The organism is Clostridium thailandense, assembly GCF_019207025.1.
Classification (GTDB): domain Bacteria; phylum Bacillota; class Clostridia; order Clostridiales; family Clostridiaceae; genus Clostridium_AM; species Clostridium_AM thailandense.
This window is the reverse complement of the sequence record NZ_JAEEGC010000104.1, coordinates 1-9,395: the sequence shown is the minus strand read 5'-3', so window position 1 is coordinate 9,395 and position 9,395 is coordinate 1. Positions and strand designations below refer to the sequence as shown.

Here is a 9,395-nt window from a genome sequence, read left to right as displayed (position 1 = left end):
TGGTAATTGATAAGTTGGTCCGACTGAGCACAGCGAGTTATCAAAGATTCTTAGCTTTTTTAAAAATATGGGCTTTAGACTTGTCAAAAGTATTTATCGTGCCGGAAGAATAGCAATATATTCCGGAGTATAAGTTAAGTGTCAGCCATGAACCTCTATAAGTGCAGCAGCCTTATCTTATCCCCCTACACATAAACATAATCGTTTGTTACAGGCTGCAAGCCACGTGCTTTAATTGCTTCATATACCTCTTCTACAGATCTGCCATCCGCAATTTCAAATTGGCTGTCTCCTGTATCCTCTACCTCTTCACCATGACTTCCGATTCCAGTACTAACGCCAGCTGAAATCTTAGTAGCTGCTAGGCCGATCACGTTATCACGGAATCTAGCACACTCTCTTGTTGAAATAGTTATATTGGCAAAAGGCATAAAGAGACGATATGCTGTAATTACCTGTAAAAGCTGTGGTTCATGTACATCTTTAGGGTTAATCTTGTCATTATTAATAATCGGTCTAAGTCTTGGGCAAGAAAATGCAATCTCTGCATGTGGATATTTTCTCTGAAGAAGATATGCATGCATACCTGTAGCAAAAGCATCTTTACGGAAATCATCCAATCCAAGCAGAGCCGCAAAGCCAACTCCACGCATGCCGCCCTTTAATGCCCTTTCTTGAGCATTGAGCCTATAAGGAAATATACGCTTATGTCCTGCTAGATGAAGAGTCTCATACTTATCTGAGTTATAAGTTTCCTGAAATACAGTAACAAAATCTGCACCACAACTATGAAGGTACTCATATTCATCAGAATTCATTGGATATACTTCTAGTCCTACTAACTTAAAATATTTACGTGCTATTTTGCATGCCTCTCCAATGTATTTTACATCTGACATCTTTCTACTTTCTCCAGTAAGAAGCAGCACTTCTTCTAATCCAGTCTTAGCTATAGCCTGCATTTCCTTTTCAATTTCTTCAGAATTCAATCTTGCACGGCGTATTTTGTTATAGCAGTTAAAGCCACAATAAATACAGTAATTCTCACAATAGTTAGCAATATATAAAGGTGTAAACATATAAATGGAATTACCAAAATGTTTTCTTGTTTCCTCCTTCGCTAATTGAGCCATTTGTTCCAGAAAAGGAGCTGCTGCTGGAGATAGCAAGGCTGCAAAATCCTCTAATGTACGGTAATCATGGTTTAGAGCTCTTTGTACATCTGCCGCATTATATTTGTTATAGTCATAAGCTTCCATGCCACTTATAACCTGATCCATTACATCTGATTCTAATACTTCCATCCCTGGCATATATTCCATATGATTTACACGTTCTTCCTTCATGACTCCACCTCCTATTCTTCCAAAAATCCAGTTATTGGTGAAGATGCGGCTGCACCCTTGTCTAATACACGGCCTAATCCAGAAAGATATGCTGCACGACCTGCTTCAACAGCTTGTCTGAAAGATCCTGCCATAGCTGGAATATCCCCTGCAGTTGCAATTGCTGTATTAGCCATAACCGCTGCAGCACCCATTTCCATGACTTCACAAGCTTGAGATGGTCGGCCAATTCCTGCATCAACAATTATTGGAAGATCAATTTCATCTACCAATATTTTGATAAAGTCTTTTGTACATAAGCCTTTATTAGAACCAATTGGTGATGCTAGCGGCATAACACAGGCTGCTCCTGCATTAACTAAATCACGCGCTACATTCAAATCTGGATACATATATGGCATTACTACAAAGCCTTCCTTTGCAAGAATTTCTGTAGCTTTAATAGTCTCACTGTTATCTGGAAGCAGGTATTTTGAATCACGAATGATCTCAACCTTTACAAAATCTCCACAGCTCATTTCTCTTGCCAATCTTGCAATTCTAACAGCTTCCTCTGCAGTTCTAGCTCCTGATGTATTAGGCAGCAAAGTTACGCCTTCTGGAATATAATCTAAAATATTCTCATTTCCATTCGTATTTGCACGTCTTAATGCTAGAGTAATCATCTGTGTACCAGCATATTCTACTGCTGCCTTAATTAATTCTAAGTTATATTTTCCTGAACCTAAAATAAATCTTGACGAGAACTCATGTCCTCCAATTTTTAATATATCATTTTTCATTATATCTTCTCTCCCATCTTTACAGTTTTTATTTTTTAACATAATCTTTATACTTCTTCTATTCCTAATATTAGCCTCAGAATCATATTAGACTGATGCCCAGCGCAGATGCTTACTCTAGGCGCCATCAATCCTCTACCTGGCTGTGCACTACTTGTCTCATCTCCGCATAGATAAAAGTTTTTAAATACTTTTTTAGTTTTAATTGAGTTGCTGCTCTCGAAGCCAGCTAAACCGGATGCCGCAACCAATTTAATCCCTGTTTTTTGCTCTAATAAAGTATTTACTAGTATTGCTTTATATTCAGGTCTATCAAATGCCTCACACACAATAGGATCATTTTCAAATATGTAAGCAGCATTCTCTTCTGTTATTTTAATATCATCGATAGAAATTTTAATGTAAGGATTTATATCCTTAAGTTCTGCTTGTAAAGCCTCAGTTTTTTTCATTCCAAGATGACTTATTTTATATGCTTGTCTATTTAAATTGCTGGGCTCTACTATATCAAAGTCTACTAAATGAAGATGTCCAACACCTGTTCTTGCTAGAGCCACAGCTATATTAGAGCCAAGACCGCCAAGTCCTGCAATTCCAACTCTCGCATTCTTTACTTTTTCATGAACATAGGGAGTATGTCTTGCCACCATTAATGCTTCTAATTCATCTTCTGAAGGCATTACCCCTTTTTCTATAAAAGATATATGCTCATTCTCGCTTAGCTCAGCATCATTCTCTGTTTGAAAACCATTATAAATTGTAATAATAGAAGGATTTTTGGGATACAGTTTTGCTTTTAGTGAGTGAAGCGAAGAGTCTTTAGTTGTTCTTCTTTTTCCATTTATGTATAAATCCATATTAACCCCCCCCTACAAAGCTAACTACTTCTAGCGAATCGCCATCTTTAATGTTAGTTTGTTTATACTGAGCCTTTGTTACTATTTCACCATTAAACTCAACTGCAATTTTCTGAAGCGAATACCCCTCCCGAATAAGAAGTTCATCTAGCAGAATTTCTTTTTCATAATTTACTTCTTTTCCATTAATTTTTATCATTTGATCACCTCTTTTTTTAAAATCAAAAAAAGGCCACACGAAAAACTACACCCGTGGTGGTGTACCCCTTCGTGTGACCTTCACACTCTGCCATTCATTATATCATCACGTTAAATTAGTGTCAAACTAAACTTTACTATAAATTAGACCATTACTAATTCTCTATCATCATCTTCCATATAGCTTTCTTGCTCATTAAGCGCCATAAATACTTTTTCTGGCGTTATTGGAAGAGTATTTATTCTAACTCCCACTGCATTAAAGATTGCATCTGCAATAGCTGGAGGTGGTGTGTTTACAACAATCTCTCCTATAGATTTAGCTCCAAAAGGACCAGTTGGCTCAAAGCTTGGCTTAAAGTCTACTATTATATTTCCTATATCTTTTCTACAAGGAATTTTGTACTGCATAAAGGAGTTTGTCTGTAATCTTCCTTTATCATCAAACTTAACATCTTCATACATAGCTAGTCCTATTCCCTGAACGATTCCACCTTCTGTTTGAATTCTAGCTAAATTCGGATTTATAACAGTTCCACAGTCAACTATTGCTGCAAAATCAATTACCTCAAACTTTCCTGTCTCTTTATCTATTTCTATCTCTGTGAAGCCTGCGATAAAAGGTGGCGGAGACTGTTCATTACCATAAGTAGCACTTCCAATTAATTGTTTTTTTCCAACTCCTAACACAAGAAATTCAGCTAATTTTGCTAAACTCATAGACTTGCTTTCATCAAGAGTTTTTATAATTTCTCCATCAAATTCTACATTATCAGCAGAAACCTCCATGAATTTAGCTCCACTTTCTATAATCTGCTTTTTCAAATCCTCTGCAGCTCTTACAACAGCCATTCCAGTAACATAAGTTGTACTTGATGCATAAGAACCTGGATCATAAGGTGAAACATCTGTATCTGCTGAATTTACTACAAATTTATCCATTTGGGCATCTAAAATTTCTGCAGCCATTTGAGTAAGTATAGTATCACAGCCTGTTCCCATATCTGTAGCACCTATAAGAAGTGTGTAATTACCATCATCATTTAATCTTATTTCTGCAGAAGCTGTATCAATATTTGCTATTCCCGATCCCTGCATAGTTACTGCCATACCTACAGCTCTTACTTTGTTGTTTCCTATTTCTCTACGTGGATATTTTTCACTCCATCCTATCAATTCTTTTCCTCTTTCTATGCATTCGTGTAAAGTAGAGCTTCCCAAGATTTCGTCTCCATGTATTAAACAAGTTTCTCCTTGTTTTATTAAGTTTTTAACTCTAAGTTCAACAGGATCAATCTTTAATTCCTTTGCTAATTTGTTAACTGTACTTTCAACGGCAAAGGTTCCTTGAGTAGCTCCATAGCCCCTAAAAGCTCCTGCTGGTGCCTTATTTGTATAGACTACGGTTCCTGTAAATTTAACAGCTGTTGTCTTGTTATATAAAGGAAGAGTTTTGTGCCCTACTAAACCAAATACTGTGGAAGCGTGCTCTCCATAAGCTCCTGTATCCGATAAAACGTCTATGTCTATAGCTCTTATGTATCCTTCCTTATCCGCTCCCATTCTCACTTTTATTCTCATAGCATGACGACTGCTAGTGCATTCAAAGGTTTCTTTTCTATCATAGATTATCATGGACGGCTTTCCAGTTTTTAGAGTTACTATTGCAGAATATACCTCTACTGGATCACTTTGTTTGGCACCAAAGCCTCCTCCTATTCTTGGTTTAATAACTCTTATTTTACTTGCTGGTATTTTTAAAGCTCTAGCTAAATGTCTCCTAACGTGGAAAGGAATTTGTGTAGAACTTACTACTACAAGTCTTCCCATATGATCAAGATAATTAAAAGCACGATAGGTTTCCATCATACAGTGAGCCTGGGCTTGAGTATAATAAGTCTCTTCAATTACTGTGTCACATTCTTTTAATACCTTGTCCACATCTCCAACTTCTATATTTTCAGTAGCTACTACATTTCTATCCTTTTGCATCCCAATATTAAAGTTACAATGAAGATCTTCTTCTGGGTGAACAATGGATTTATGCCCTTCTGCCTTTTCGAAATCAATCACAGGCTCAAAAACCTCGTATTCAACCTTTATAAGCCTCATGGCTTTCAATGCAGTTTTTTCATCTACAGCAGCTATAATTGCAACTTCATCTCCCACATATCTAACTATAGGATCTAAAATTAAGCTGTCATAGGGAGATGGCTCTGGATAAGATTGTCCAGCTAAGGTAAATCTCACATCTGGTACATCCTTATAGGTGAGGATACATTCTACTCCCTCTAGTTTTTCTGCTCTTGACACATCAATAGATTTAATCCTAGCAAAAGCATGTGGACTTCTAAGTATTTTTATAATTAAAGCGTTTTTCATCGCTAAGTCTTCTGTATAAACAGGCTTGCCTGTAGCAATTGCCATTCCATCTATCTTTGCAATACCTTTACCAACTATCTTCATAGTTACACTACCTCCAAATACTTCTTAACTGCTCTTAATTGTCCCATATAACCCGTACACCTACATAAGTTTCCAGTTAAATAATGTATTATTTCTTCTTCTGTTGGATTTACCAATTCATTTTTCATAGCAATTACTGTCATAATAAAGCCAGGGCTACAGAAGCCACATTGCTCTGCACCTTCTGAAACAAGTATCTTTGCAAATTCATCAGCTTCTTTTTCAAGGCCTTCAATGGTGGTGATATTTTTCCCCTGAGCCCTTATTGATAGAACAGAACAAGATAAAGTAGGTTTTCCATCTATCCAAACAGTACAAAGCCCACAACAGCTTGTGTTACATCCTTTTCTTATACTTAACATACCCTGTGCCCTTAGTGTATCTGCTAGAAATTCGTCAGCTTCTATTTCAAAATTAACTTTTTTATTATTTAAAGTAAATTCTACTTGCATTGTAGTACCTCCATTACTGCTCTTTTAACTAATACTTTGCATATAACCTTTCTATATTCCCCTTCAGCTCTCATATTGCTTCCAAAAGCTAATTCTTCTGATGCCATATTTGCTGCATTATCTATTTCTTTATCAGTTAATGATCCTTTTGATAATTCTAGTGAAGCATTTTTAGCGATACCTGCTCCTCTTGGCCTAGCTCCTGCAACTATTTTCCATTGACTGTCCGTGCTTGAAACAGCCACATTTAATATGGGGTAATCACTTATAGAATTTCTAAAATCCTTATAACAAGCCTTTGTATTATTCTTCTTTATGAATATCTTAGTCAATATATCTTTTTTATAAGGCATATTTAGGAATTCCTCTAGAGATATTCTTCCTGTTTCGCACAATTCAACATCAACATCCAAAGATAACAATGCTGTTATAAAATCTGAAAATCCATATTTTGAATAAACTGTAGCACCTACTGTAACTACATTTCTAAACTGAACACCTATTATATTGCTTACAGATTTAGGTAATAACCCATTAAAATATTTTTTCAACTCATTATTTGTCTCTATGTCCCTAAAGGTAGTCATAGCTCCTATTTCTATATAATCACTATAATCTTTTATGTAGTTTAAATTAAGCTTTGAAAGATCTATAGCTGTGCCTATTCTTTTTGAACCCATTCTTAAAAAGGCGGAACCGCCAATAACAGTGTTAGATTTTTTTTCAATTAATAGCTTATATGCTTCCTCAATAGTTTCTGGTTGTACTAATTTCTGTATTGTAAACACTAATATTTCCCCCTTACAAACTAAAAATTCCAATTAATTCCTTACACACATATAACTCCCGCTTTTGAAGCTAGGAGTTACCAACTAGACTTTGCTGTTTATCAATTCCGTCAAATGTCTTATAGTTCGTATTTTTACCACAGCAGTATATATTATATCTTAATTAACCAATTAATAAAAGACTTTTTTAAAAATTTTGCGAATGTTTTTATTAAATATCCAAAAAACATTCGCAATAATCCGATTTAATATTTTCTTTTAACTTTTTATCTTAGACACATTCATTTCAGTTAAATGTGCTTTATTCAGCAAAATAAAAAACACCTCAATTTATAAATCGAGGTGTTTTTTTCATGACAAAAAAGAATATAAAAATTCTTATCACAAAAATAAAATACCTCGTAGTCTGCCAATTTACGGGTAGCAGGTAGAAACTTTCGGACCATATTACCGATGATATACGAGTTTTTTTTACAATTTGTTAGTATTATATCATATTTTTCGCAAAAAGGACAAATCTTTTTTCTACAAAATTTTTAAGTAATATATAGATACCTACACCAGACACTTAACTTATACTATGAGAATTAGAAGAAAAATCCTCCTTCACTGTCCTCTGACAATTGTCCTCTGTCCTCTAAAAAATATTTAACTTGTGTTAACTGCTACTAATTAATATTTTTTATAAGTTAAGTGTCTGGTGTAGTTATCTATAATGTTAAGTTCGCTATTATAAAAATAATTTGTGTCAATACGAATTATTTTTATAAATTATTAAAAAATATTCGACTTTTTGATAATTTGTGATACAATATAGTACATAAACAAAAAACCTAGCAAAATAACCTATGTCTATAAACAATGTATATTTATGAATCACATAATATACATTGTTTATAGACAAGCAGGTTTGGAATTATTCAAAATTATTATGAAAGTTTTATTTAGGAGGTTCATTATGTCACAAAAGAATTTAAGAAAAGACGAAAAAGTAAATGAAATGCTTCCAATAGGACAGCTTGCTACTTTAGGTTTACAACATGTACTTGCAATGTATGCAGGTGCAGTAGCTGTACCATTAATCATTGGTGGTGCTGTAGGTTTAACTCCAGAACAGTTAGCACTTTTAGTAGCTGCAGATTTATTTACCTGCGGAATTGCAACTTTGTTACAAGCAATTGGGGTCGGTCCATATATGGGTATAAGATTACCAGCTATTTTAGGATGTACTTTCGCAGCAGTTGGTCCGTTGATTATTATTGGCAAAAGTTTAGGAATGCAAACAGCTTATGGTTCTATTATAGTAGCTGCAATTATTGTCGTTCTAATCGCACCCTTATATGGAAAAATATTAAGATTTTTTCCAACAGTTGTAACAGGATCTGTTGTTACAATGATCGGTCTTTCTTTAGTAAATGTTGGAGTTACCAGCATTGGTGGTGGTTCAGGTGCAAAAGATTTCGGAAGTGTGTCTAATCTTTTGTTAGCGGGATTTGTAATGCTTGTAGTTTTAATATCTAATAAATTTTTAAAAGGATTCTTTCAGGCAATTTCTGTTTTAAATGGTATAATTTTAGGAACAATAGTTGCTGCATTTATGGGCAAAGTAAGCTTTACTGAAGTAATAAATGCACAATGGATAAGCTTTGTTCATCCATTTAATTTTGGTCTACCTAAATTTGACCTTGGTTCAATAATTATGATGACTTTCGTTATGTTAACAGTAATGATTGAATCAACAGGTACATTTCTTGGAATTGGAAAGGTTTGTGAAGTGGACATCACTGAAAAAGACATTGTACGCGGTCTTAGAGCAGAAGGACTTGCTACAATACTCGGGGGGATCTTCAATTCGTTTCCATATACAACCTTCAACCAGAATCTAGGACTTTTATCTTTAAGTAAGGTAAAAAGCCGTTTCGTTGTAGTTGCTTCTGGTATTATTCTTGTATCACTAGGATTAGTTCCTAAATTTGCGGCTTTAGCTACTATTATTCCTCAGCCTGTCATAGGTGGAGCTACTACTATAATGTTTGCAATGGTTGCTGTTGCTGGTATACAGATGCTTTCAAGCGTTGATTTTAATAAAAATTCTAATATGTTAGTTGTTGCTTGTTCTATTGGTATAGGACTTGGAATCACTGCTGTACCTAACTTACTTGATCATACACCAACAATTTTCAAATCAATTTTTAGTAGTGGTATAGTTTCAGCATCAGTAGTTGCAGTAATTCTTAATGCATTCTTAAATTATGGAGATAAGGATACTCATAGTTCCATAAAAACTTCTGACGCAGATTCATCTGGAATGATTATATAATATTATTTAAATTAATGATAAAAAATTTCCTTAAGATTAAAGGGGCTGTCCTGAAAACTTATTCTAAGGATAACCTAATTAAATGCATGACTAATAGGCCTGCCGATTGGCGGGCTTAAAATTTTACCATAAAACCCCAAACAACTAAGTCTTTTGTAGAACAACCTCATATCCGAGACTTTCTAT

General features: G+C 34.7%; 8 protein-coding genes and 1 riboswitch. Of the genes, 1 reads left to right on the top strand and 7 read right to left on the bottom strand.

Annotated features, from left to right (window positions below; genetic code table 11):
• Window positions 1–185 precede the first annotated feature (185 nt).
• The 7 genes from thiH to I6U48_RS18885 all read right to left on the bottom strand — a co-directional run bounded on the left by thiH (window position 186) and on the right by I6U48_RS18885 (window position 6,889).
• A complete protein-coding gene (gene thiH, locus I6U48_RS18915) occupies window positions 186–1,346 on the bottom strand; it encodes a 2-iminoacetate synthase ThiH (RefSeq protein WP_218322035.1) in 1,161 nt (386 codons plus the stop codon).
• A gap of 11 nt (window positions 1,347–1,357) precedes the next feature.
• On the bottom strand, window positions 1,358–2,128 hold the full coding sequence (locus I6U48_RS18910) for a thiazole synthase (protein ID WP_218322034.1): 771 nt from the start codon (window positions 2,126–2,128) through the stop codon (window positions 1,358–1,360).
• Between the two features lie 47 nt (window positions 2,129–2,175).
• The gene (gene thiF / locus I6U48_RS18905) at window positions 2,176–2,985 is read right to left on the bottom strand and encodes a sulfur carrier protein ThiS adenylyltransferase ThiF (RefSeq protein ID WP_218322033.1); all 810 of its coding nucleotides are present in this window, start codon (window positions 2,983–2,985) and stop codon (window positions 2,176–2,178) included.
• A 1-nt stretch (window position 2,986) separates the two neighbouring features.
• Window positions 2,987–3,184, bottom strand: coding sequence for a sulfur carrier protein ThiS (gene thiS, locus I6U48_RS18900; protein ID WP_218322032.1), 198 nt, complete (start codon window positions 3,182–3,184; stop codon window positions 2,987–2,989).
• 143 nt (window positions 3,185–3,327) lie between these two features.
• The gene (locus tag I6U48_RS18895) at window positions 3,328–5,649 is read right to left on the bottom strand and encodes a xanthine dehydrogenase family protein molybdopterin-binding subunit (RefSeq protein WP_218322031.1); all 2,322 of its coding nucleotides are present in this window, start codon (window positions 5,647–5,649) and stop codon (window positions 3,328–3,330) included.
• A gap of 2 nt (window positions 5,650–5,651) precedes the next feature.
• Window positions 5,652–6,101 (bottom strand): (2Fe-2S)-binding protein, encoded by a 450-nt coding sequence (locus I6U48_RS18890; protein ID WP_218322030.1) that lies wholly within the window; start codon window positions 6,099–6,101, stop codon window positions 5,652–5,654.
• The gene (locus tag I6U48_RS18885) at window positions 6,092–6,889 is read right to left on the bottom strand and encodes an FAD binding domain-containing protein (protein ID WP_218322029.1); all 798 of its coding nucleotides are present in this window, start codon (window positions 6,887–6,889) and stop codon (window positions 6,092–6,094) included. Before I6U48_RS18885 ends, I6U48_RS18890 begins: the two co-directional genes overlap by 10 nt.
• Before the next feature lie 382 nt (window positions 6,890–7,271).
• A riboswitch (purine riboswitch) is annotated at window positions 7,272–7,373 on the bottom strand.
• Between the two features lie 474 nt (window positions 7,374–7,847).
• Here I6U48_RS18885 and I6U48_RS18880 point away from each other — a divergent pair.
• The gene (locus I6U48_RS18880) at window positions 7,848–9,209 is read left to right on the top strand and encodes a nucleobase:cation symporter-2 family protein (protein ID WP_218322028.1); all 1,362 of its coding nucleotides are present in this window, start codon (window positions 7,848–7,850) and stop codon (window positions 9,207–9,209) included.
• The last annotated feature ends 186 nt before the right edge of the window (window positions 9,210–9,395 follow it).